The following is a 22429-nucleotide window of genomic DNA, read 5'->3' on the forward strand; positions in this document are numbered from 1 at the left end:
CCTCGAAATCTGTACCGAGGCGATGCCCAATCGTAGAGATTGGAGTTCGATCTGTAGCTTTCGCAACGCAAGGCGTCACCCGTCAATCCCGCCGTTCGGGATAACAGAAACTTCATCTTGCCGACATCGCCGTGGGTCGCCGCATCCCTGGGGCCCAAAGAGCCGAGCCCAAGCGAAGCGCGCCGCACGAAATAGCCGTGGCTCACAGCCGCTGCGAAATCTCCAGCATTGGCTTGATGCTGGACCCAAAGCGGCTCATGGAGGCATGGTTCTGCTCCAGTTCGCTGTAGGGCAAATACCGGATTCCCAGCTCTGACACCCTGGAGAAGGCGGGCCTTTGAAGTTGCTCAGCGACCTTGTCTCTGCGATTGTCTGGAGCCACCAGAAACAGGGCGCAGTTGCCCGCAACCGGCGTTCCCAGGGCCAGATCGAGCATGCGTACGATGCCCGAATAGATGGACGTGGTGTGTTCGACTTCGAATGCGGCGGCGAATTGCGAGGTCTGGGGATCAACCCATACGACATCGATCAGTCGCACGGACTCCAGTCCTCGGTCCAGGCTGGCGGGCAACTGCGCCATGCATCCATCTCCCAGCAGCCCCCCGCCATAGGCGCGGCCCCGGTCGTTGGACGCTATCCAGACCTCAAATCCGAGCGCCTTGCCCAGGTCGCGCAGCGAAGCCTGGACACCCGTGTGGGTCGCATCGCTCTCGGTCGCTTGGGACAGTTCTCGTTGCAATGCGGTGGATTCCTGCCGCACACGTTCAAGGTCTTCTTGCCAGAGAGCTGTCGCCGCTACATCCATTGCTTGTGGCGGCGCTTCATATCGGCCACTGCCAATGTCAAACATGAGTCCTGCAATCGCGCCCAGATCGTTCGACAGTTTTAGCCGGTACCGCGCGTTCAAGCGCAGCAAGCCCTCCCGCATGGAGAGATAGTGGTCCCAGCGCCCAAGCTTCACGCGCCCCCCGGTCACCGCGTTGAAACCATTGACGATGGCCGTGTTGAAGGGAGAGACCAGCGTTGGGTGGATGAAATACAGCAAGTTGGCGACCGCTGGGCCCAAGCCTTTGATGCCAATCGCATCAATGCGCTGTATGGCGGCCACTACGTCTTCTGCGCAGTCACAGTGATCGCAGGTGTGCAGGAGGTCCGCAAAGGCGCGCTGGTTGCTCGTGTTCTCGTAGATGTCCGGAATCCGCAGCTTGGGCTTCCAGAGGAACGCGTGGTCCGCTCCCTTGAAAATCTGGCGCTGCTCTGCCACGGAACCCACGATCGTCTCCAGCGAGGAGCCTCGGTAGGCGTTGCCAAACGTTCCGCCCCGGATGTCCTCCACCACCTGCGCGATGCCTCGGCGAATGGAGCGGAAGTTCTTGATCCGCTGATCCCACAGGAACCAGGTGTTGTAGGTGCTGCTTGGATGTGCCTTCCAGCAGTCTATGAGGGTTGCCAGGGGGTCATGCATCTGTCGTGAGGTGCTTGCCAATGCTCTGTGCACTGGGGAAATACATCGAAAAACAAGTCCTGCCATCGGCCGAACTCACGGAAATCCGCCCCCGGTGCGCATGAACAATCGCCTGGGTAATGGACAAGCCCAGGCCCGCGCCGTCCGAGTCCAGCTGCTTGCGCGACTTGTCCGCCCGAAAGAAGCGGTCGAACAGGCGGGGGATCATCTGAGCATCGATGGAAGGTCCGGTGTTGACGACATCCACGGTGGTTCCGTGCAGGTCCCCTTGAATGTCCACGACCACCTGCTCGCCAGGTGGGGTGTAGCGAATGGCGTTGGACAGGAGGTTGCTGAGCGCCCGGCGCAGCATCAACCGGTCGCCAACGATCTCCGCCGCCCCGACCAATTGCAGTCGGACCTGCTTTTCTTCGGCAAGGGCCTCGTAGAAGTCAAACAAAGCCTGTGCTTCGTCATGGACCGCAATTCTCTCCGTGCTGGGAAGAATGAGCCCGTGGTCAGCCTTGGCCAGGAACAACATGTCAGCCACCATGCGGGCCAAGCGCTGGTACTCCTCGGCGTTGGAGGCCAATATGTCCTGGTACTCCTCGGAAGAACGAGCCTGGCTGAGCGTGACCTGCGTCTGTGTCATCAGATTGTTGATCGGCGTACGCAGCTCGTGAGCCAGGTCCGAAGAAAACTCGGACAGGCGGTCGAACTCCTCCTTCAGGCGCCGGAGCATCTCGTTGAGGGTGGTCGCCAGGTCGGCCATCTCCACCGGAAACTCCTGGGTTGGCATCCGCTCATCCAGTCGCTGTGCCGTGATGGCCATAGCGCGGGACCGCATGGCGCGAAGGGGGGCCAATCCATTCTTTGCGGCCCACCAGCCCAGGACCCCAGCCACCAGTGTTGCCAATGCCACGTAGCCCACAAGCACCCAAATCAATTCGTACATGAAGTGCTTGTGGTGGGCAATGTCCACCGCCACCCAGACCTGCAGCGGAGGCTCTGCGGAACCTGGCAGCGTCACGGCTTCGGTCATCCCCCGGTACTCACGCTCCTTGATTCGCCACGAGGCAACCCCCAAGCGGGAATGCTGGGTCCGCGCGCTCAATTCCGCAGGAAACTCAAAGTCCTCCGTCGAGTACAGCGATTGACCATTGCGAAGCACGGTGACGAAGAGGCCCTCATGGCTGTGCAAAACGTCATCCAGCCGCGTCTTCAGATCCTGCGGCGACTTCGATTTGCCGATGACTTCACGCGTCAGGTGAACCTTGTCACGCAATGCATCGCGGTCAAGCTCCACGAAATGCCGGTCAATGGAAATCGCCACGAGAGTTCCCAGTCCAATTAGCACCAGCCCGGAAGCCAAAGTAAAAAAGACCGTCAGCCGTGTCGTGAGCGAGTACCGGGCTTTCACGCACGCTCCTGCGGCGCTTCAAGCACATACCCCATGCCTCGCACCGTCTGGATCAGCTTGGCGTCATAGGCATCGTCAATCTTGGCCCGAAGCCTGCGCATCGCCACCTCGATCACGTTGGAATCGCTGTCGAAATTCATATCCCACACCTGCGACGCGATCAGAGAGCGCGGCAGAACTTCCCCTTGGCGGCGCATCAGCAGCTCCAGGAGTCCGAACTCCTTGGCCGTGAGGTCGATGCGTTTGCCAGATCTGCTGACTCGCCGCCGCAAGAGGTCTAGTTCTAGATCGGCCACCTGGAGGACCGCCACCTCGGTGCCATTGCGACCACGCCTGAGGATGGTGCGCGCTCGCGCCAATAGCTCGGCAAAGGAAAACGGTTTGACCAGGTAGTCGTCCGCCCCCAGTTCCAACCCTTTGATCCGGTCTTGCACCTGATCCTTGGCCGTGAGAAACAGTACGGGCATCTCCAGGCCCCGGCGACGCAGATTGGTGAGCACCTGCCAGCCATCCATCCCAGGAAGCATCACATCCAGGATCACCAGGTCGTAGTCACCTTCCTGGGCCAGATGCAGGCCATCGACTCCGTTGTGAACCAGATCGGCGTTGAACCCTGCCTCACGCAAGCCTTGGCGCAGGTATTCGCCGGTTTTGATTTCATCCTCGACGATCAATATCTTCACGGGATCTCCCTGTCTGCGAATGACGGCAAGTGTGCCTGCAGATCGCGGGCTTTCTTTCAGATGACAAAGATGTAATTAAGCCGTTATGTCGGCGGAAGCCTTGGGATCACACAATGCGTTGCATCAAGAACGCATGGTGAACCTATGAAAATTTCCTGGCTTTCACGACCTATATCAACCCCCTGGCTGGCCGCCGCGCTAATAGCGCCGTCCCTGGCTCTGGCTCAGATGCCAGAGGGCGAATCCGCCAAGGTGGACTATCAGCTTTCGTACCGATCAGCCCTCTCGGGCTACGAAGCCTACAAAGAGCAATCCGTCCAGCCCTGGAAAGCGGCCAATGACAAGGTGGGCGAGATCGGAGGCTGGCGCACCTATGCCAAGGAAATTCGCCAGACGGCACCCACAACCGGCCAGGACCAACCCGCGCAGGGCCATGACGCACACCACGGGGGCAAACAATGAACCGCCCCTTGCACACGCCCCGCGCCAAACTCGTGATCGCCGTGGCCGCAGTGGCGGTCTTGTCTGGTTGCGCCAGCGTGAATCTGGAGCAGAACCTCACCAGCGCCAATACAGCCGCAAGCGGTTTCACGGACGGCCAGCTTACCTTGGCCCGGGACCAGAGCGAGCGGGACGCCTTGCGCCAGCGCGCTTCGGATCTGCTGGCCAAGCCGCTCAGTCAGAAGGATGCCGTTCAACTCGCGCTCGTCAATAGCCCATCCCTGCAGGCCATCGTGGCTCAAAACTGGGCGGACGCTTCCACGGCAGCCCAGTCCGGCCGCATCGCCAACCCCATCCTGAGCCTGGAGCGCGTTCGCCTGGGCAGCGAGACGGAGATCGGCCGCCTCCTGTCCTTCGGGCTGCTGGACCTGCTGACCTTGCCGACGCGCAAAGGCATCGCCGAGCAGCGCATCAAGCAGACCCAGTTGCGCCTGAGCAGCGAGGTAGTGGACCAAGTCACGCAGGTACGTCAGGCATGGGTACGCGCCGTTGCCGCGCAACAAACGCTGGCCTACACCCAACAGGTCGTCGCCAGCGCCCAAGCCAGTGCCGAACTGGCCAAGCGCATGCAGGCGGTGGGCAATTTCAACAAGCTTGACCGTGCACGCCAGCAAGCGTTCTATGCCGACACAGCGACCCAGCTGGCCAGTGCCCAGCACCAAGTCACGGCAGCCCGTGAGGAACTGGTCCGGCTGCTGGGTCTGGACGACAGCCAAGCCCAACAGCTCAAGTTGCCTGAGCGCCTGCCCACACTGCCCAAGGAGCCGCTGTCCCCATCGGACGCTGGCCGCCAAGCGTCTAAGGGGCGGCTGGATCTGCAGATCGCGAAGGCTGACTACGACGCAGCTGCACGCGCGCAAGGCTGGAACAGGATCACGACCTTCACAGACATCGAGTTGGGCGTGCGGCGCGACTCTGTCTTTGATGCCGCCGAGAACACCCACTCCACGCGGCGCGGCTTCGAGATCAGCCTGCAGCTGCCGATCTTCGACTGGGGTGGAATGCGGCGCGACGCCATGAATGCGCAGACCCTGGCTGCGGCCAACCGCCTGGAAGCAACCGCACGCGCGGCGGGTTCGAACCTTAGGGAGAGCTACTCCGCGTACCGCACTGCATATGACATCGCGCGTCACCACCGCGACGAGGTGATTCCCCTGCGAAAAACCATCTCCGAAGAAAACCAGCTTCGCTACAACGGGATGCTGATCAGCGTTTTCGAGTTGCTTGCCGACTCCCGCGACCAGGTGAACTCGGTGATGGCGGCCCTGAACGCCGAACAGCAGTTCTGGCTGGCGGACGCCGCCCTTCAGGCCTCTCTCATCGGCAAGCCCACCAGCGCTGGCGTCTCGGGCGGTGGCGCAGCCGCTGCCGAAGCCGGTGCAGGCCACTGATCCCCTCAAGGAAACCAACATGAATTCAAGAAGAGATTTTTTCCGGTTTGCTGGCATTGCCGGAGGGGCCGTGGCCGCAGCGAGTGTGAGCCGCGTGGCAATGGCCGCACTGCCAGAACCCGTGTACCAGACAAGCGCAGACACCATGGCGCCGCTGGTGCCCAACTCCGGGCGCCCCTACAACCCGGTGGTCACGCTCAACGGCTGGACGCTGCCCTGGCGCATGAACCAGGGGGTCAAGGAGTTCCACCTGGTGGCAGAACCCGTTGTGCGCGAAATGGCCCCTGGCTTCAAGGCCCACCTGTGGGGATACAACGGCCAGAGTCCTGGTCCCACCATTGAAGTGGTGGAAGGCGACCGCGTTCGCATTTTTGTGACCAACAAGCTGCCCGAGCACACCAGCATCCACTGGCATGGACAGCGTTTGCCCAATGGCATGGACGGTGTGGCGGGATTGAACCAGCCCGCAATCCAGTCGGGCAAGACCTTCGTCTACGAATTCGTGGCGCGCCGTCCAGGTACCTTCATGTACCACCCGCACGCCGATGAGATGACCCAGATGGCCATGGGCATGATGGGCTTTTGGATCACGCATCCAAAGACCAAGCATCCGCTGATTGATGAAGTGAATCGAGACTTTTGCTTCCTGCTCAGTGCCTACGACATTGAGCCCGGGGCCGCTACGCCGAAGGTCGCGGAAATGCTGAATTTCAATTTATGGACTTGGAACAGCCGCATCTTTCCTGGCATCGACTCCTTGAACGTCCGGCTCAATGACAAGGTGCGTATTCGCATCGGCAATCTCACCATGACCAACCACCCCATGCACTTGCACGGTCACGAGTTTTTGGTGACGGGCACGGATGGTGGTCCTACACCCAAGAGCACCCGTCTCTATGAAGTGACCACCGACGTGGCCGTGGGCCAGATGCGCCAGATCGAGTTCCTCGCGGACGAAGAAGGTGACTGGGCATTCCACTGCCACAAGAGCCACCACACCATGAATGCAATGGGTCACGACATTCCCACCATGATTGGCGTAGACCACCGGGGCGTGGCCAAGAAGATCAACAACCTGATCCCCGACTACATGGTCATGGGCGAACGGGGCATGGCGGACATGACCGAGATGGAGATGCCCATCCCGGACAACACCATTCCCATGATGACCGGGGAAGGCCCGTTCGGGTCGGTCGAAATGGGCGGGATGTTCAGCGTCGTCAAAGTACGCCGCGACCAGAAACCGGGCGACTACAAAAATCCGGGTTGGTACAAGAACCCAGAGGGCACGGTGGCGTACGAGTACACCGGCCCGATGGCGGAGCCTGCCCGCTTCAAGGCCGAGGGCGGCCAATCCATGCCCCGCAAAGAGAAGTCCAGTTCGGACACTGTCGTCAAGGTCAAAAAGCCGTCTTCGCACAGCGGACACTGATCGCCTCCTTTCCTCATCCACAACCCAAGGTAACTATGAAACGCACTCTTTCCCTGATCGCCGCCTCCGCCCTGGTGGCCCTGTCCTTCAACAGCTTTGCGGGCGGTACCCACAGCGGCGGTCACGGCCATGGAAGCGAGGAGTCAGCCATCGGCGAACCAGGCAAAGCCTCCAAAGTCAGTCGCACAATCAACGTGGACATGGCTGACACCATGCGCTTCACGCCCGCCGCGATCTCCGTCAAGCAGGGCGAAACGGTCAAGTTCGTGATCAAGAACAGTGGCCAGGTCAAGCATGAGTTCAGCCTGGGCACCGATGCCGAACTCAAGGAGCACTACGAGACGATGAAGAAGTTCCCGGACATGGAGCATGACGAGCCCAGCAAGGTGTCGCTGGCCCCCGGCAAGCAAGGCGAAATCATCTGGCAGTTCACCAAGGCTGGCGAAGTGAAGTTCGCCTGCCTGTACCCAGGCCACTACGACGCAGGCATGAAGGGCCAGGTCACGGTGGTCAAGAAGTAATCGGGGAATCCCTGCACGCAATTGAACAAGGAGCTCGTATGAAAAACGCAAACACTTTATTGATCGGCGCTATGTTGTCGCTGGTCACTCTCATGCCGCTGTCGGCCGTGGCGCAGGCCGCTGGAGACGCCGGAAAAGCCGCATCCACGACCGCAGCCTCCATGACCGATGGAGAGGTGCGCAAGATCGACAAGGACGCCGGAAAAATCACCATCAAGCATGGCGACATCAAGCACTTGGAGATGCCGGGGATGACCATGGTGTTTGCTGCCAAGGACAAGGCCCTGCTCGACAAGGCGCAGGTCGGCGACAAGATCCGCTTCATGGTGATCAACGAGGGCGGAAAGATGGTGGTCACCGCCATCGAGCCTGCCAAGTAAGCGCAAAAAGTGTCTCGATACGCCCTCAAGAAAAGGGGGCGTTCTTCTGTTCGCACGTCAACCTACCAAGGAAAAATCATGAGAACTCTCCTTATCGCCCTGGCCATGACCGCCGCATCGTCCGCATTCGCCGCTGGCGACACCCAAGAGGCCACGCCCTACACCAACTCCAAGGCGCAAGCGCATGGCGAGGAACACAAAAAGGCCCGTCCTGCGACCGGTGTGAAGCGGACCAAGGATGGCAGTACGGCGCGGGGTGAAGGCTCTGGCATCGCCGACACCAGCAAGGCCGAAGCCCGTGGTCAGGAAAAGGCCAATGCGCGTGAAGCCATGCCGCACAAGGAAGCCACTCCGGGCTCCACGCCCAAGTAGTTCCGAGACAGAGAGGTGGCAAAAAAGTAGCAACCGCCCAAAGACCTCAGGCCGACCATCGCTGCGTCAAGGCGATGGTCGGCGGCTCCAAGGCGGTGTCAATGCCCGCCGCGATGAACGTGTGCCGGAGCAGATCTTTTGCGGTACGGACGCGTAGTCAAGAGGGCGGGTAGCCCGCCTCGGTGAGCGCTTCCGCAAGCGTCAGGCGGTCTTCAGCACTCTGCACCGTAACCAAGCGCTTGGACATGTCCACCTGCACCTTGCAGCCAGGATCCACCATCTGCAGTGTCTGGTTCACCATCCCTGCGCAGTGCCCGCAGGTCATGTCGGGAAGCTGGAATTCATGCATTTACTTCTCGTGGCAAAGAGTTGAGAGGAGTGCAGTCTCGGACTTGCCACAGTGGCAAGGTCAACCACTTTTTCCTCCATGGCACAGACACGCCTCGCCATGGGCGGCCGCGACAAGCTCATTAAGAATTCCACAGCTCTGATGCGCATGCTCTCCACTGCATGCTGAGCGCAGCTGCAGCAGTTGCTTTTCCAACGCCATCATGCTGATGAGACGAGCGCGCAGCCGACTTAGCTGGTCGTCAATCAGATTGTTGACGTCTGCGCACGCCTCCTGGGGCGCATCTAGCGCACCCAACAGGCTCCTCACATCTGCCAGTGGGATGTCGAGTGCCCTACAGTGCCGTACAAAGGACAGCCGCTCCAGGTGAGCGGGAGCATAGTTGCGATAGCCGTTGGCCAGCCGCGCGGGCTGGGGCAACAAGCCTTCCTTTTCGTAAAAACGGATCGTTTCGGCGTCAACGCCTGTTGCGGCGGCCAGTTCCTTGATCTGCATGTTGAGAGCTGGATATTGGAGGTCTTGACACTGTAGCTACTCCAAGGTTTCCAATCGAGGCATCAAGGAGAGAAATTTATGAAATCCTGCTGCGACGAAGCACAAAAACCAACCTCCCAGGACCCATGCTGCGCTCCAGCCGCTCCCGTCTCTACTCAGCTTGATTCCTGTTGCGCCAGCCCGGTTGCGGCCTCTCCAGATACTTGCTGTACCCCACATTCGCTAGCAACCGCAGCGCCTTCGTTTGCAAATGGGCGTGGCCCCCAGGGAGCCATGTTCCGCATCGAGGCCATGGACTGCGCAGCCGAAGAAAGTGAGATCCGCCGCGCGCTGGAGTCAATTGCCGGGGTGCGCGGCCTGGGGTTTCAGCTCGGCGCACGCACGCTGACCATTGACGCCCCTGATGCTGTGATTCCTCAAGCCTTGGCGGCCATTCGCAAGGCAGGGTTCGACCCGCAGCCCGTGGCAACCGCTGCGGCAACGGGCGAAGCCCCTGGGCGGGCCTCCACCACCGACGAACTCGGGCGTATGGGGTTGGCGCTGGGCCTGGCCGTCTGCGCCGAAGCCGTGGCCTTCTTCTCTCCAGACACGCTGGCCTTCAAGGGCATTGGCATGGCCCTGGCGGCGGCGGCCATCTGGCTGGCGGGCTTTTCCACCTACCGCAAGGGGTTTGCCGCCTTGCTGCAGGGACGGCTGAACATCAATGCGCTGATGACGGTGGCCGTGACCGGCGCGTTTCTCATTGGCCAATGGCCAGAAGCCGCCATGGTGATGGCCCTCTATGCCATTGCTGAATTGATCGAAGGCCGCGCGGTAGACCGTGCACGCAATGCCATCAAGAGCCTGTTGGATCTCACGCCCGAGACGGCCGAAGTACGCCAGCCTGACGGCAGCTGGAAATCGGTGGCCGCTGCACAGGTTCCCGTCAACGCCATCGTCCGGGTCAGGCCGGGCGAGCGCATGCCGCTGGACGGCACGGTGGCCGTTGGGACCAGCGCAGTCAACCAGGCGCCGGTCACGGGAGAGAGCATTCCGGTGGACAAGGTTCCTGGAGATCCCGTGTTTGCTGGCACCATCAACGAAACAGGCACCCTGGAGGTGATGGTCACGGCAGAGGCCAGCAACACCACCTTGGCCCGCATCATTCACTCGGTGGAACAGGCGCAGGGCTCACGCGCCCCCACACAGCAGTTCGTGGACCGGTTTGCTGCCATTTACACCCCGGCTGTGTTCATCATGGCCGTTCTTGTGGCGACGCTCACTCCGGTCTTTATGGACCTGACGTGGGTGGATGCCGTCTACAAGGCTCTGGTACTGCTGGTCATCGCCTGCCCCTGTGCGCTGGTGATCGCAACGCCGGTGACGGTGGTCAGTGGTCTGGCTTCTGCGGCCCGGCGTGGCATCCTCATCAAGGGCGGGGTTTACCTGGAAGACGCGCACAAACTCAAGGCCATTGCGCTCGACAAGACCGGCACGATCACGGAAGGAAAACCCAAACTGGTGGCCCAGCACGTGCTGGCCAGAACGTATCCCGAAACCCAGATTCTGGGCTGGGCGGCGGACCTGGCCGGTCACTCTGACCACCCCGTGTCCAAGGCCATCGCGCAAGGACTGTCTGCTGGCCAGGGCATCGTGGCAGGCTTCACGGCCCTTGCCGGACGTGGTGTGGAAGCCCAGCTTGAAGGCCAACCCCTGATTCTGGGGAATCACCGGCTCATCGAGGAACGGGGTCTTTGCAGCCCCGCCATTGAGGCGCTGCTACAGGCACAGGAATCGCAGGGCCGCACGGTGACCCTTCTGGCCAGTCAATCGGAGGTTCTTGCCATCTTTGCGGTGGCCGACACCATCAAGGACAGCTCACGGGAGGCCATCGCCCAGCTACACGCGCTGGGAATCGCCTCGGTCATGCTGACCGGAGACAACCAAGCCACGGCAGAGACCATCGCCAAACAGGCGGGCATCGACCAGGCGCATGGAAACCTGCTGCCAGAAGACAAGCTGTCGGCCATTGAGCAGATGCAGGCCCAGTACGGTGCCACGGCGATGACGGGGGATGGCATCAATGACGCACCTGCGCTGGCACGCGCCGACATCGGCCTTGCCATGGGTGCAGCAGGAACCGACACGGCCATGGAGGCTGCGGACATCGTCATCATGAATGACGATCTGCGCCGCATCCCCGAAGTCATCCAGCTCTCCAGGCGCACGCGGGGCATCCTTCTTCAGAACATCGTGCTGGCGCTGGGTATCAAGACGGTGTTCTTGGTGCTTGCGGTCTTTGGGAACGCGTCGATGTGGATGGCGGTTTTTGCGGACATGGGGGCCAGCCTCCTGGTGGTTGGCAATGGGCTGAGGCTGCTGCGCGGCACGCGCGCTCACGCGGTCCGCGCTGTTGGTTAGATCTAGCGGGTTCAGTGAACGTGCTGATGGTGCACGTCAGGAGCATGGGGATGGGCGTGGGTCACAGGCTCATGGGTGTGCTTGTGGCTGTGGCTGCCAGTTGGCATTACTACGTGCACATGTGCATGGTGCCCATCGTCGTGCCGGTGAGCATGCTCATGCTCCAGCACTTCGTGCGTGTGCTCGTGTCCATGGCTTTCCGCCAGATGGAGCATTACTCCCGCCAACATGAACACTCCACCCAAGAGCATAAACCACCCCGCAGAGCGTTCCCCGAAACCGAAGGCCACGGCAGCACCAATGAAGGGCGCGAAGGCGAACACCGAGCCCGTCCGCGCCGCACCAAATGCCCGCTGGGCCAGGAGGTAACAGCGCAGACTCAGGCCGTAACCAGTGGCTCCAACGGCGAGAAGTCCCAGTGCTGCGGACAGGGAAGGCAAAGGCTCCCCAGTCGAAACAGCCAATGCAGCCGTCGCTGCGGCCCCCAGGGTGGCCTTGGCCATCACCACCTGGCTGGGGTCGCGCTCAGCCAGCCCACGGGACAAGGTGTTGTCCACCCCCCAGGCGACCGTGGCCAGCAGCACGGCAAGCAGCCCCAGCAACTGCACGCCTCCTTGCAGGCCTTGGTCCAGAACGAGCGCCATTCCTCCTGCGAGCAGCAACAGCATGGCGGCCCACACGCGGCGGTCCATGGTTTCGCTGTACAGCCACCATGCCAGCGTGGCGGTGAACAGCGCTTCCAGAGTGAGCATGAGCGACGCGCTGGCTCCGCTCGTGTGCTGCAGGCCCCAGGCCAGGGCCACCGGCCCCAGCGCGGCGCCAAAGCCAGCCATCGCCAGAAGGCGCGGAATGTCGGACCTCTGCACTCGCGCTTCATGCGCAGCAGTCCGCAGCGACAGTGCCCCGATCAGGGCCGCTCCTAAGTACAGCAGCGCTGCGGTCGTGAAGGCCCCGAGCCCTGCGCCCAGCCTCTGTACCGCGGGCGTGCTGATGCCGAAGAGTACCGCCGCCAGCAGGGCGAGAAAGCCACCGCGCAAGGCGGGAAGATGCAAAGGGTCACGCTTCATAGGTGAGGGATTTGAGCACGACATCGGAGTCTGGTAATCCCCAGAACTGGACAAGGCAAGGGGTTCAAAGACGGAAATAGCTGACTCGACGAGAAGTGGAAGGTCTGCTTTCGAAGAAAGCGGCCAACGACATTGTCAGACTGAGCGACGGCAACCAGCCTGTACCTGTCATAGCAGGGGGCAGAAATCGGTCGGGACGCGCCTCAATTGGGACTTGCAGAACACCAGGACGTAGCGCTACAACTGATCGAAAAGTCCTCTCTGTGGTCCACCGCGACTTGGCAGAGACTTGAGTAGCTGCCGCAGTCGCTCGGGCGCGTGGTCGCGTAGCCATCGAATATCAGCACTGCAACGACCTTCGAGCTGGGTTCTTGATATGTCGGGGTCCGCTAAGACAGCCTCCCTGACTCGACCTATGCATACGGCTTCTCGCCCTTCTTTGAGACGTTGGCGCCACCTGATTCGCAAACCTTCATCCATCTCGAGCCAACGGACAACGTCCGATCGACCGACCCCAAGTCGCTTCATTACTTCAGCATAGCTGTCACAGCAATCAAATGCTTCGTACACCTTTTTCGGTGCAGTGGTCGAAGTTAACCCCAAGCGCTCAAACAGCGGTAACTGATCAGATACCGACGGAGCCTCGACGGCCGAAGCGCTGAGAAATGCGGAGGCTGCTTCGGCCGCAGAGGACCAGTCCAAAGCTGACCACAGCAAAATCCAACGCACTGAGTGGTTGAGCTTCTTGCGCCAGAGCAGTGCGGGTATCCACTCCCCCGATCCAAAAGCCCCCAATCCGAATCGCTCATTCATACAGATAGAGGCAACCTCTAGATTCAGGAACCACTGAATGAGACGCTCATGGCGTACGCGGCTAGACGAATGGATAACACCCATTTGGAAAAGTCTATTGAGCGCAAACGCCCTAAGCCCGTCCGTATGTACCGAGCCAACTTGGTTCAGAGTGCAGCCGATCTCGGCAAGAATTGTGAGAACCCGCATCTCTCGACACGAAGCCACTATCGGACCGTAAGCTGCAAGCGGTGGAAGCCTCCATTGCTTGCTTCTTTTGTGCTCAGCCAACAATGGCACTTGATGCCAGGGGCATACCCAGGTAGTGGGAAACTGGTGCTCGGTGTGCCAGTAGGCCCTTCCGCCGCTCTCGAAGTCAGAAGTAGCACATCTGTCACACCACTTAAGCGGGTGGCTCAGTGGTCTGGTTCGCGATACTCCGCTCGCCATCCTTCGCCAATGTTGGCTCTCACCTGAGATTGCACACTCTCCCACATTTTCTTGTTCTCGCAGAGACATGAACGGTAGGTAGTAGCCGCAGATGGTGTGACGACGCAGAACCTCCAGAGCATCATTAGCGTTTGCATTCCTTAGAAGTGGCAGATTGCGCAGCGAGGCCGGTATGTCGTGCTGGCGAACTGCATGCAGGGTGCCCAGCAACTTCAGCCCTGTATGTGAGGCCATCCGGCTTCCATCCATCAAGTGGGCGGTGGCGCACCAGCTATAGAGCGTCTCGTCGCGATGAATCAGAGGCAACGTCGGGTTGCCCTCATATGTGCAAGGCATGCGCTACACCAAGGTCTAAGAATGCACAGGCACCATCCACTCACTTTTTTAGATTCTTTTTCTGAGCCTCCAAGGTCTCATACATACCTTCGATATGACTTTTAGTGATTCCCAGCATTCGTATATCGTCTTCGGAAAGATTTTTTATCTGCTCTAGTTTTGCCTGCAGTTTGTTCGCATTCCTCGTCACCTGAGATTTGTAGTTCTTCAGGTGGCGACCGAGCACATTGACCTGGGATTTCGACAGTCCGCTGACATTTTCTTTAGAAGCCTCAGGAGGCATCTTGACTTTTGGCGCCGCGACGTTGTCGGGGATGTCGACGAAGTGGTTGTTTGCGGGTCCTTCCAGACGAATGGCCTCCGCGATCTTTTTTAAATTCCGAAACTGTGGCGAATCGATGGCCACCGAGTAGTCCTCTTCCGTTACCGTCGCAGAGGACTTTGCCCGGCGCAACGCAGACCGTTGTGCCTCAATGTGAAGGACGGCGAACAAACCAACCAAGCCGCCGCTGTAGCGAAACTCGAGCTGACTCCTGAGCTCAGGGTCTATAGCCCAGCTCTCCACAACGGAGAACTGTCTAGCCATGGGAACAAAATCTCTCGCCCACCAAGGTTCGATGACGCTAGTTGCTGGCTTCAACGCATGATCTCCGCCGACGCTGAACCGTCTCATGACCTGGCTTGAGCTTTCCAGTTGCTCAAACGCCAGAGGATTTCCAGCGAGTACAACGGAAACGCCTAAATTCATTAGTTGCATGTAGAACAGCACAAACTCCAGGGCCCAGGGGCTGTCCTGAAAGTTCGACTGCTGCTTTTCGTCAATGCAAAGCAGCGCCACTCGATGGTGGACCAAGAGCTTGCAAACCACGACTAAGAGGGAATCGATATTTCCGGTACGCTGGTGTTGTTGGAAATACCCGGTTCCCAAGGCCTCGTCCAACCCATGCAAAATTCGTTTAAGCAAACCGCCTCGAGTGCCATTGCTGGCATGGTCAATTCGCAAGTACACGCATTGCTTGAGACCATACATGCCCCAAGCTTCGCAATCTGAATGGTCGATGACTTGATGCGGCGCTATTATTTCAAGCGTCCGTTCAATCAGGGCTGTTTTACCAGACCCTGTCATGCCCTTCAATATCATCCCTCCGCCATTCATCGATTGCGTCTTCTTGATCGATTCGACGGACAAAGAAACACCAACTTGGTTGACTCTTCTCTGCTCTTCTTTCCGCATAGGGTTATTCGAAGCAAGTGCCTGTCTAAAGAGCTTCTGGATACCTGCAGCAGGTTCTAAGACTTGCGATGTCGAGACAAAGCGTTGACTCATATCGTCGAGGAGAGGCTCCCGATAGGCCGGCGGTATGCTCTGCCAATCAACCGAGTAGCTTTTGTTCAACCTCCGTGGGAGATCAGAAAATGGAATCAATCCTGGTACCCTTTCGATGAATGGATTGGGACCATGGAGCAGTTCTGGTCGTGCTTGGATTTCGATATTCATGGTGTTCTTTGGCGAAGTCTGACCAATATGCTTGATCAAGTTGGGATCGCCGAGGCATGAAATGCCTGCATTGCAAGCTCTGCCGCGGAAGCGGTTGCCTCCTTTTCACCAGGAGGCGGTTGTGACGTGACGATCTGCGCCGTCGTCATGGCTTTGTCTTGCTGTCGGAGAAGCTCCAACTCCATCTTTTTATTTTTATCTAAATTAGAGATCAGGCTTCGTTTTGAAGGCTTCTTTGGCAATAGTGCGAGTTCCGCCGCCTCTTCAGACCTCGCCTGGGCAATAGTCACACTCCTCTCCAAGACCCGATTGAAAGCAGCTTGTTCTCGTTCCCCAGCCATCAGGTCTTTTTGAAGCACTTCTTCTTTCCAATAAGAGATCCAGTCCCCAAACGTCATTTTTTGAAGGATGGTTCTGTCGCGCTCAGAAGTTGTTACTCTAATCATTCCGTTACGAGTCGGCAACCAAGCTTGCGACAGGTCTGAATCATCAAACTTCATGCGTGTGCGAATATCTTTTCCGGAAATTTTTACTTGAGTAAGTAAACCAGTTTCGACGAGTTCTTGGCTTGAGTATCGCAGTCGCGGCAAACGCATCTTACGACCATGAATTTTTGCGACGAGATAAATACCATTTTTTCTGATTACCGCGTCCACGTAAGGTAGACAGAATGCGCGAAGTGCTTCGTAGTCAACAGGAATGGAAACATCCAGTCGTTTATTTTTCAGCCATTTGTATATATTGATTCGCGTCGGCGGAATACGGGGCTGCTCCAAAAGCATTTCATCGGGGGCTAGATCGGGCACTTCTTGTTCGCAGTTATGCCAAACAATGTGCTTAAGCAGTTCCCGCATATATTCGGCATAGTTCAAAAGGCCTTCTATGGCGGGGTGTGTCTCACCTCGTTTTCTCGGTTTTCCTTTTGTACTCCCCGGGATTCGACGATCTACATGCGAGTGATCTGCATGATGCTGGGACTCGATGCCCCCTTTTCGATCGCCGCGATAAACCTCCGTGAAAAGAATGCTGAAGCCGAACTGCTGCTCGGCCTCGGTTGGCTCTTGCGCTTTGAGCTCACCGTTATCACCGAGGACCGCGCGTGTCAGCATAGATGGCATAGCGCCAGCGGGGTAATCAGGGTACCAGCGTCTCGCCCAAGCGTCTTTATCTGGATCCGCACCGTTCAGAATTGCCCGCAACGCGGTGTTCGGGGAAGCAGGCTCCCATCCGAGATACAGCCCGTAGATTAATCCGACCCGAGACTCTTTCAATATCAAGCGAGTCATCGGCGGGAGTTTTATTAGGCGACTGGAAAACGATGTGCAATAAACATCGCTCGAAGTTCCGTCGAACATAGATTGTTGGCCGATTGCGACTATGGAATCCCTTTCTGATCCGCCTTTCGTCGCTGTGCTCTGACTCCAACGGGAAGTTCCAAGGAGATATTGCGAAACAGTCTTCTGATTAAGCTTAGCCCCCCATCTTAGAAATTGATCGAAAGTCGGACGAAGGTGGGGTTCGTAAAGCTCCGCTCGAACGACGCCGTCCTTGTTAACTACGTGATTTGCCCAGTGCACCCCACTGATCAATAAAAAGGCATCTCTAGGCGGAGTTTCTCTATTTATCAGAAGAAATCCACACTTCAGGCGTTCCTTGTCTTCTTTAGTTAGAGGGTATCCGCGGCTATTTCTGATTCCTGCCTTATACAAACGATTACTACGACCGAGTTTTTTCTCTTGCTTTTTTTCCACTCCCTTCCCGCCGCAGTTTTCGTATCCATTCAGCAGTGCATTTTTTTGAGAACCACCCTGCCAGAATTTGTTGATCCAACTTCTAAGTGAGGTTTCGCTGATATTTAGTTCTTTCGCTCGTGTTTTCACAGCGTAAGCGAAAGACCCATCTGCCATCAACTCATCAATCAATCGGGGGATTGAGGAGCTTGCATGGCACACCAGTGGCCGAATCGCTTCATAGTGAAAATCCCGCTCCTGAAATCGCTTTAGCAGTTTCAGTTCTGCGGACTTTTTCGCGCATGCCAGCAACCTGTCCTCGTCCTTCATTGACAGTGCAGCATTGGTCTGCAGCTTTAATACATATGCCCGATTGCTTATTATTAGATTACTAAGATACTGAACCTCGAGCTGGTAGGGTTTTCTAGCGTAGGCTTTGCTCTGAGTTTTCTTCTCAGGATGACGCCGTGCGAAGTCAATAACCCATACGATGTTTATTCCATCACGCTCGCCGAATCCGAGAACTCGCACCGTGCCGGTCAGTGCTGCACTGCCTGGGGTGTTATCGATTACGTCGAGAAGGTTAAACGGTAGTTTCACATCAAGTCTCCGACCCAAGCTTGGCGCAAAGCTTCTCGAACGCCTCTTCCACCACGGATCAGTGGTTCCCACGGGCGCAGGGGGGCACTGAGATCGTGATCAACATCCTGCCGCCAAAGGGCTAAGTGGAATGCTACGTTGACTATTTCTGGTCGAATCGAGCTTTTGCGCTCAATGACTGCTAGTAACTCGTCGGCTGAACACTCGTATCCTCGAAGATTCAGTAGTTCTAGCACATCTGCATAAAGGGCTGACTGGACCACTTTCTCGATTTGCGTTGATGTAAGTCGGGGTTCAAGCAGATCAAGGTTTACACAAAGTTCTCTTGGAAGACGATGTGCGTCAATGACCACATGACGGATATTTATTCGCTTGCAATATCGGCGCATCAGCTCAAGACGTTCTTTCGCCCTTAGTGTTGGATCAGGTGCATTAGTGATTGATTCCGGCTTGTTCTCTAGCGCAACCAAGTGGTAGTGGCCGGAGGGGCTGAGCCATGTTGTGACTTCATCTATGGTTCCGACATAAGGGATGTTAGTGCCCACATATGTGCCGTGATCAATATCAGCATCGCGAGCTACGTCAAGTAAACCGGGCACATCGCCCATAGTCTCGTAGCCAGGTAATTCTCCGGCTGGATGAGGATGCGACCATGGCCAAGCAGGAAAAGCCTCCCGGACATCTACCGCCCCAAGCCATTTGGCCGCCTGAATAGTTCGCTTTTCAGCTATGGAGCGAAAATGGTGCAGCCTAGCGAAACTGACGCCAGGGAGGTGGCCCATGACACCACGAGTTGAAAAATCTCTCTTGGTCACTCGGAGCCAGGGCTTGTATCGCTGAAAGCTTCCTTGACCGTAGCCGGCGTCTATCAGATTTCTCAGCTTTCTTTCGGTCATTAGGCCAGTTTGAGGCGGAGGGCCCCGCCGTGACAAAGTGAACTCACCCCAAGCGAAATCAGTTGACTTCCACATACCTTGCTCTCCGTTTTTTTGTGAGCTTATGCCAAATCAGCAGATGAAGCGCATCCGGCCAATAACACTTCCTGCATTTGAATTGAGTATTGAATTGCAGATTGGTCAATTCAATTGCAGCTGCGCAAATGTATTATCTGCATCAGAACTCTTAATTCACAAGCAATTAAATACATTCGGATGGCCAAAAAATCCTAAAGCAGTACAACGACTTAGGCACTCAAATGAATTGCACGCATAGTTGTCTGCCGAATGTTTTTACTGACTAATTCGAATGTCATTCCCCTTGCATTTAAGTGGCCGGTGCCACCACATTTGGGAATTTGCAATAGTTTGTAAAATCACACTTTTTGCAGATCCTCAAGCGAAAGCACGGGCGTATTCAAATGCAGCACTCGAGCATTGGTGGAGCAAACTGGGCTCTGTGCCCCCCCCCGTTTGCTTGGAGTTCCCGTGGCTGCAAGCAGCTGTAAATCCCTGTGGAATCAGAGCGTTCGGGACGTGACCGAGCGGTGAACGGTGCTCCAATCGGGCTCCCTTTTGTTCGACCCGATTGCTCCTTCTGTGAATCGTTTGTTCTCTTGGCCAGGCCGTGTGCGCCTGGCTGCTGTGCTGGCCCTGGCTCTCGTCGGCGTTGCTATCCCGAATCTCTCCTGGGCACGTTCCCCGCAGTTCGACAGTGCGGCGCTGCTCACGCCCGAGCCCACCTCCTTTGCGCAATGCCCGCAGTTCTTTGCGAATGGCACACCACCGGCCATCACACCCCGGCCGCAGTTGCGTGAGCTTTGCTATGAAGCGTTTGCGGTACTGCACTCAGGCACCACCAAGACACCGGTGTTTGTGGCCCAGCGGTTGAACCGCAGGCTCATCGAGGATGCAGACGAGAAACGGGCCAAGCGTTTCTTTGCGGATGCACGCCTGCCCAGTGGGGAGCGGGCGGAGCTGGAGGACTACAAGAACTCAGGTTACTCCCGAGGCCACATGGCGCCTGCGGGAGACATGCCGACGCCTACGGCGATGGCCCAGAGCTTCAGCTTGGCGAACATGGTTCCCCAAAACGCTCAGCACAACGGGGGCGCCTGGAACAAGATCGAGCAGGACACGCGGCACTATGTGAAGCGGGCCAAGGGGGATGTGTTTGTGATCACCGGGCCGGTGTTCACGGATGCGGGGCCGCGCATTGGGGCCAATGGGGTGAAGGTGCCGACCTATCTGTACAAACTGGTCTATGACGCCACGACCCAAAGAGCCTGGGCGCATTGGCAAACGAATCAGGAGGGGGAGACGGTCGGGCGGCCGATCAGTTACCAGGAACTGGTGAAGCGCACGGGAGTGGATTTTTTGCCAAGAAGTGCACTGCAGCATTGAGTGGCAGCAAGGGTCGTGTCAGCGGCGGCGGTATAAATGGTCCTTTCCAACCTCTACACGTGAGCATCCATGAACCGCGCAGAACTCGTTGAAATCCTGGCTTCCAAGAATGACCTGTCCAAGACCGCAGCCAATGCAGTGCTGGAGACGCTGATCGACACCATCCAGACCGCCGTGAAGAAGGGCGATGCTGTGCAGCTGGTGGGTTTTGGGACCTTCAAGTCGGCCAAGCGTGCGGCACGCACGGGCAAGAACCCATCGACCGGTGCTGCTCTGAAGATCCCTGCGAGCACGGTGCCGAAGTTTGTGGCGGGTGCCAAGTTCAAGGCGGTGGTGGATCCCAAGGCTGCGAAGCGCAAGGCGGACAAGGCTGGGAAGTAAGTACGACGCCTTCGGTCACCACCGAAGCAAACCGCCATGGGCTCAGGCCTCTGGTGGTTTTGTTTTTTGCGGAGGCAAAGAAGGATTGCGACACTGGCTGTGCACCAGCCCCTAAGTGCGCGATAAGTGACGAAAGTTACCATTGGGCGTATGAATACATTTTCTAATGCCTTCCGCGCCGAAGTTGTTCGCATGGCTCGCAAGGAGCTCAAGCCGGAACTTCAGGGCATGCGCAAGGCGATCACCGGCCACCGTTCGGAGATCGCGGCACTGAAGCGTGAGGTCAAGGCGCTGAGCTCCCAGCTCAAAGCCACTCAACGGCAGGTCAAAGTAACGGATGCGCCCCAAGCCAAGGCCGTGGCAGAAGATGTCGCTCCCAAGAAGTCAAAGCAGATCCCGTTCGATGCTCAGGTGTTGATCGAGAAACGCGCGGCACTCGGCCTCACGCAGAAGCAGATGGCCCATCTGTTGGGTGCTTCATCGCTATCTGTCTACAAGTGGGAGACGGGCCACGTTCACCCCCGGGCCGCGCAACTGGAGCGCATTGCTGAAGTGCTCAAGCTGGGCAAGCGCAAGGCGCTGGCTCTACTTAATCCGCAGTGAACGGCGGATAGTGAGTCGGCGGGCTCCCCCGCCATGTTCTCAGCGGCGGCGGTACTGCTCTCCCGGTGACGAGTCATTGCGTTCGTCCGCTAGTTCGAACAGGCACTGCATGTAGGGCTGGACGTCGCTCCAACGGGCGCGATCTTCATAGAAGCGCGACAGATTGCGCGTGGCCTCCACAGCATCTGGCCACCTGTCTGCAGCGCTTACACGCGTCATAGCTTCCCGGCTGTCTTGTTCGTCGTGCAGACTTCCGTCCTGCGCGCCATAGGTATGGAATTCAACGATCCGCCTGGGCTGTGCCAGGTCAGTGTCCTGACACATGCCGCTCGGAGGTGAGCTCTCACGCGAGGCATGGGCTTCGGCAAACGAGTCTTGGACCGTATGGAGCACGGAGCCGAACGCCACATGATGCAAGTACGGGAGCAGCTTGTCCTGACGCCCGAGGATGTAGAGGTCCGAGACTAGCCACTGTGTGCACCCGAAGTGCTCCTTGAGCGTGGCGTTGTCGATGTCTCGAAGAAAGGTGTCGGGCTTGATTTCTCGCGAGGACACCTTCCAGGCGAACTCCAGCCAGTCCAGCACCTTGGCACGGGTGGCTCCGGGGTGCACGCCCTCTTCACTGGCCATGGCATGCAGAAACTGTAAGTCGCCGAAGTGCGAGCGGGTCATCACGTTGCCGTGAAGACTACCCTTGGTCTTGCTGCACCCAACGATCGGCTGGGTCTGTGCTTTCTTCTCTGCATCCTTGAAGAGGCAGTACCAACAAAGCGGCTGCGTGGAGAACCGGATGGTCTGGGACACGTTGCAGGACTTGCCCAGGTAGGTGCAGTTGCCCTCATCGGGTGAAAGCTTGAACGGAGGTAGATCGTTCCAACGCACCCCGTAGATGACATAGGGCGTGGCAAAGGGCAGGTCCCGGGAGCTGCAGCTGACGTCTATGGCCAGGGTACCCGGTTCTATCGGACAACCCATGCCGATCTGGGTGATCTCTTCATGGACGCGGCCCTTGATCAGAACGCCCAGTCTTCCAGCCACTGTCGCCAGCGAGTTTTCTGTTTCGTTGGTCATCTTGGATTCGAAGGCAGATCCCATGGGGGCTATCTGGAAGGCCATGGCAGCGCTCGAAAGAGCCAGAGTGACCGCAACCGTCACGAACTGACGCGCAACAGAGCGCATTGAAAGCGATGACTCGTGACGAAGAACGGCTGACTTGTCGATTGCGGCGTGCATATCCCCTCCTAC

At 58.0% G+C, this 22429-nt stretch carries 21 protein-coding genes; 10 read left to right on the forward strand and 11 right to left on the reverse strand.

Annotation, left to right across the window (positions count from 1 at the left end; all coding sequences use genetic code 11):
- Positions 1 to 202: 202 nt before the first annotated feature.
- Genes AC07Z7_RS01710 through AC07Z7_RS01720 form a run of 3 tightly spaced genes read right to left on the reverse strand, consistent with a single transcriptional unit; the run spans position 203 to position 3547 of the window.
- Positions 203 to 1465 (reverse strand): type II restriction enzyme NmeDI-related protein, encoded by a 1263-nt coding sequence (locus AC07Z7_RS01710; RefSeq protein WP_209818026.1) that lies wholly within the window; start codon positions 1463 to 1465, stop codon positions 203 to 205.
- A complete protein-coding gene (locus AC07Z7_RS01715; RefSeq protein WP_209818028.1) occupies positions 1458 to 2864 on the reverse strand; it encodes a heavy metal sensor histidine kinase in 1407 nt (468 codons plus the stop codon). The genes AC07Z7_RS01710 and AC07Z7_RS01715 overlap by 8 nt, the downstream gene beginning before the upstream one ends.
- Positions 2861 to 3547 (reverse strand): heavy metal response regulator transcription factor, encoded by a 687-nt coding sequence (locus tag AC07Z7_RS01720; RefSeq protein ID WP_209818030.1) that lies wholly within the window; start codon positions 3545 to 3547, stop codon positions 2861 to 2863. The genes AC07Z7_RS01715 and AC07Z7_RS01720 overlap by 4 nt, the downstream gene beginning before the upstream one ends.
- A 144-nt stretch (positions 3548 to 3691) precedes the next feature.
- Between AC07Z7_RS01720 and AC07Z7_RS01725 the strand changes: the two genes are divergently transcribed.
- The 6 genes from AC07Z7_RS01725 (at position 3692) to AC07Z7_RS01750 (ending at position 8144) form a co-directional block, all read left to right on the forward strand.
- Positions 3692 to 4009, forward strand: a complete 318-nt coding sequence (locus tag AC07Z7_RS01725; protein ID WP_015012919.1) for a hypothetical protein — start codon at positions 3692 to 3694, stop codon at positions 4007 to 4009.
- Positions 4006 to 5439 carry a TolC family protein gene (locus AC07Z7_RS01730; protein ID WP_209818032.1) on the forward strand — a complete coding sequence of 478 codons (1434 nt, stop codon included), beginning with the start codon at positions 4006 to 4008 and terminating at the stop codon, positions 5437 to 5439. Before AC07Z7_RS01725 ends, AC07Z7_RS01730 begins: the two co-directional genes overlap by 4 nt.
- 19 nt (positions 5440 to 5458) lie before the next feature.
- Positions 5459 to 6871 carry a multicopper oxidase family protein gene (locus AC07Z7_RS01735; protein WP_015012917.1) on the forward strand — a complete coding sequence of 471 codons (1413 nt, stop codon included), beginning with the start codon at positions 5459 to 5461 and terminating at the stop codon, positions 6869 to 6871.
- 35 nt (positions 6872 to 6906) lie between these two features.
- Positions 6907 to 7392 carry a cupredoxin domain-containing protein gene (locus AC07Z7_RS01740; protein WP_056419630.1) on the forward strand — a complete coding sequence of 162 codons (486 nt, stop codon included), beginning with the start codon at positions 6907 to 6909 and terminating at the stop codon, positions 7390 to 7392.
- A 38-nt stretch (positions 7393 to 7430) separates the two neighbouring features.
- Positions 7431 to 7772: a copper-binding protein gene (locus tag AC07Z7_RS01745; RefSeq protein WP_056419633.1), complete on the forward strand. Its 342-nt coding sequence runs from the start codon at positions 7431 to 7433 to the stop codon at positions 7770 to 7772.
- A 78-nt stretch (positions 7773 to 7850) separates the two neighbouring features.
- On the forward strand, positions 7851 to 8144 hold the full coding sequence (locus tag AC07Z7_RS01750; protein WP_131798401.1) for a hypothetical protein: 294 nt from the start codon (positions 7851 to 7853) through the stop codon (positions 8142 to 8144).
- A gap of 157 nt (positions 8145 to 8301) precedes the next feature.
- Here AC07Z7_RS01750 and AC07Z7_RS01755 read toward each other — a convergent pair whose 3' ends face one another.
- Positions 8302 to 8493, reverse strand: a complete 192-nt coding sequence (locus AC07Z7_RS01755; RefSeq protein ID WP_056637557.1) for a heavy-metal-associated domain-containing protein — start codon at positions 8491 to 8493, stop codon at positions 8302 to 8304.
- Between the two features lie 60 nt (positions 8494 to 8553).
- Entirely contained in the window at positions 8554 to 8988 is a 435-nt protein-coding gene (locus tag AC07Z7_RS01760) for a Cd(II)/Pb(II)-responsive transcriptional regulator (RefSeq protein ID WP_056637555.1), read from the reverse strand.
- Between the two features lie 78 nt (positions 8989 to 9066).
- On the opposite strand from AC07Z7_RS01760, the gene AC07Z7_RS01765 reads away from it, so the two are divergent.
- Positions 9067 to 11388 carry a heavy metal translocating P-type ATPase gene (locus AC07Z7_RS01765; RefSeq protein ID WP_310047832.1) on the forward strand — a complete coding sequence of 774 codons (2322 nt, stop codon included), beginning with the start codon at positions 9067 to 9069 and terminating at the stop codon, positions 11386 to 11388.
- Positions 11389 to 11399: 11 nt separating this feature from the next.
- On the opposite strand, the gene AC07Z7_RS01770 is transcribed toward AC07Z7_RS01765, so the two are convergent.
- From AC07Z7_RS01770 to AC07Z7_RS01790, 5 genes are all read right to left on the reverse strand, one after another.
- Complete coding sequence (locus AC07Z7_RS01770; protein WP_056637549.1) at positions 11400 to 12455, reverse strand: DMT family transporter; 1056 nt, start codon at positions 12453 to 12455, stop codon at positions 11400 to 11402.
- Between the two features lie 237 nt (positions 12456 to 12692).
- Positions 12693 to 14033 carry a TniQ family protein gene (locus tag AC07Z7_RS01775; protein WP_494765116.1) on the reverse strand — a complete coding sequence of 447 codons (1341 nt, stop codon included), beginning with the start codon at positions 14031 to 14033 and terminating at the stop codon, positions 12693 to 12695.
- Positions 14034 to 14073: 40 nt separating this feature from the next.
- Positions 14074 to 15531 carry an AAA family ATPase gene (locus AC07Z7_RS01780; RefSeq protein WP_494765117.1) on the reverse strand — a complete coding sequence of 486 codons (1458 nt, stop codon included), beginning with the start codon at positions 15529 to 15531 and terminating at the stop codon, positions 14074 to 14076.
- Positions 15532 to 15566: 35 nt separating this feature from the next.
- On the reverse strand, positions 15567 to 17861 hold the full coding sequence (locus tag AC07Z7_RS01785) for a TnsB C-terminal domain-containing protein (RefSeq protein ID WP_494765118.1): 2295 nt from the start codon (positions 17859 to 17861) through the stop codon (positions 15567 to 15569).
- Complete coding sequence (locus AC07Z7_RS01790) at positions 17858 to 18757, reverse strand: PDDEXK family nuclease (protein ID WP_444825663.1); 900 nt, start codon at positions 18755 to 18757, stop codon at positions 17858 to 17860. The genes AC07Z7_RS01785 and AC07Z7_RS01790 overlap by 4 nt, the downstream gene beginning before the upstream one ends.
- Before the next feature lie 615 nt (positions 18758 to 19372).
- Here AC07Z7_RS01790 and AC07Z7_RS01795 point away from each other — a divergent pair.
- The 3 genes from AC07Z7_RS01795 (at position 19373) to AC07Z7_RS01805 (ending at position 21184) form a co-directional block, all read left to right on the forward strand.
- Positions 19373 to 20200: a DNA/RNA non-specific endonuclease gene (locus AC07Z7_RS01795; protein WP_444825664.1), complete on the forward strand. Its 828-nt coding sequence runs from the start codon at positions 19373 to 19375 to the stop codon at positions 20198 to 20200.
- Between the two features lie 69 nt (positions 20201 to 20269).
- Positions 20270 to 20581, forward strand: a complete 312-nt coding sequence (locus AC07Z7_RS01800) for an HU family DNA-binding protein (RefSeq protein WP_056057356.1) — start codon at positions 20270 to 20272, stop codon at positions 20579 to 20581.
- Between the two features lie 150 nt (positions 20582 to 20731).
- A complete protein-coding gene (locus AC07Z7_RS01805; RefSeq protein ID WP_444825665.1) occupies positions 20732 to 21184 on the forward strand; it encodes a helix-turn-helix transcriptional regulator in 453 nt (150 codons plus the stop codon).
- Between the two features lie 39 nt (positions 21185 to 21223).
- On the opposite strand, the gene AC07Z7_RS01810 is transcribed toward AC07Z7_RS01805, so the two are convergent.
- A complete protein-coding gene (locus AC07Z7_RS01810) occupies positions 21224 to 22417 on the reverse strand; it encodes a hypothetical protein (protein WP_444825666.1) in 1194 nt (397 codons plus the stop codon).
- Positions 22418 to 22429 lie beyond the last annotated feature (12 nt).

This window comes from Acidovorax sp. GW101-11A03 (genome assembly GCF_059424825.1).

Coding starts and splice junctions, on each gene's coding strand:
- AC07Z7_RS01710 (WP_209818026.1), bottom strand. CDS start 1,465: ATGCATGACCCCCTGGCAACCCTCATAGACTGCTGGAAGGCACATCCA.
- AC07Z7_RS01725 (WP_015012919.1), top strand. CDS start 3,692: ATGAAAATTTCCTGGCTTTCACGACCTATATCAACCCCCTGGCTGGCC.
- AC07Z7_RS01730 (WP_209818032.1), top strand. CDS start 4,006: ATGAACCGCCCCTTGCACACGCCCCGCGCCAAACTCGTGATCGCCGTG.
- AC07Z7_RS01735 (WP_015012917.1), top strand. CDS start 5,459: ATGAATTCAAGAAGAGATTTTTTCCGGTTTGCTGGCATTGCCGGAGGG.
- AC07Z7_RS01740 (WP_056419630.1), top strand. CDS start 6,907: ATGAAACGCACTCTTTCCCTGATCGCCGCCTCCGCCCTGGTGGCCCTG.
- AC07Z7_RS01745 (WP_056419633.1), top strand. CDS start 7,431: ATGAAAAACGCAAACACTTTATTGATCGGCGCTATGTTGTCGCTGGTC.
- AC07Z7_RS01750 (WP_131798401.1), top strand. CDS start 7,851: ATGAGAACTCTCCTTATCGCCCTGGCCATGACCGCCGCATCGTCCGCA.
- AC07Z7_RS01755 (WP_056637557.1), bottom strand. CDS start 8,493: ATGCATGAATTCCAGCTTCCCGACATGACCTGCGGGCACTGCGCAGGG.
- AC07Z7_RS01760 (WP_056637555.1), bottom strand. CDS start 8,988: ATGCAGATCAAGGAACTGGCCGCCGCAACAGGCGTTGACGCCGAAACG.
- AC07Z7_RS01765 (WP_310047832.1), top strand. CDS start 9,067: ATGAAATCCTGCTGCGACGAAGCACAAAAACCAACCTCCCAGGACCCA.
- AC07Z7_RS01770 (WP_056637549.1), bottom strand. CDS start 12,455: ATGAAGCGTGACCCTTTGCATCTTCCCGCCTTGCGCGGTGGCTTTCTC.
- AC07Z7_RS01775 (WP_494765116.1), bottom strand. CDS start 14,033: ATGCCTTGCACATATGAGGGCAACCCGACGTTGCCTCTGATTCATCGC.
- AC07Z7_RS01780 (WP_494765117.1), bottom strand. CDS start 15,531: ATGAATATCGAAATCCAAGCACGACCAGAACTGCTCCATGGTCCCAAT.
- AC07Z7_RS01790 (WP_444825663.1), bottom strand. CDS start 18,757: ATGACCGAAAGAAAGCTGAGAAATCTGATAGACGCCGGCTACGGTCAA.
- AC07Z7_RS01800 (WP_056057356.1), top strand. CDS start 20,270: ATGAACCGCGCAGAACTCGTTGAAATCCTGGCTTCCAAGAATGACCTG.
- AC07Z7_RS01805 (WP_444825665.1), top strand. CDS start 20,732: ATGAATACATTTTCTAATGCCTTCCGCGCCGAAGTTGTTCGCATGGCT.
- AC07Z7_RS01810 (WP_444825666.1), bottom strand. CDS start 22,417: ATGCACGCCGCAATCGACAAGTCAGCCGTTCTTCGTCACGAGTCATCG.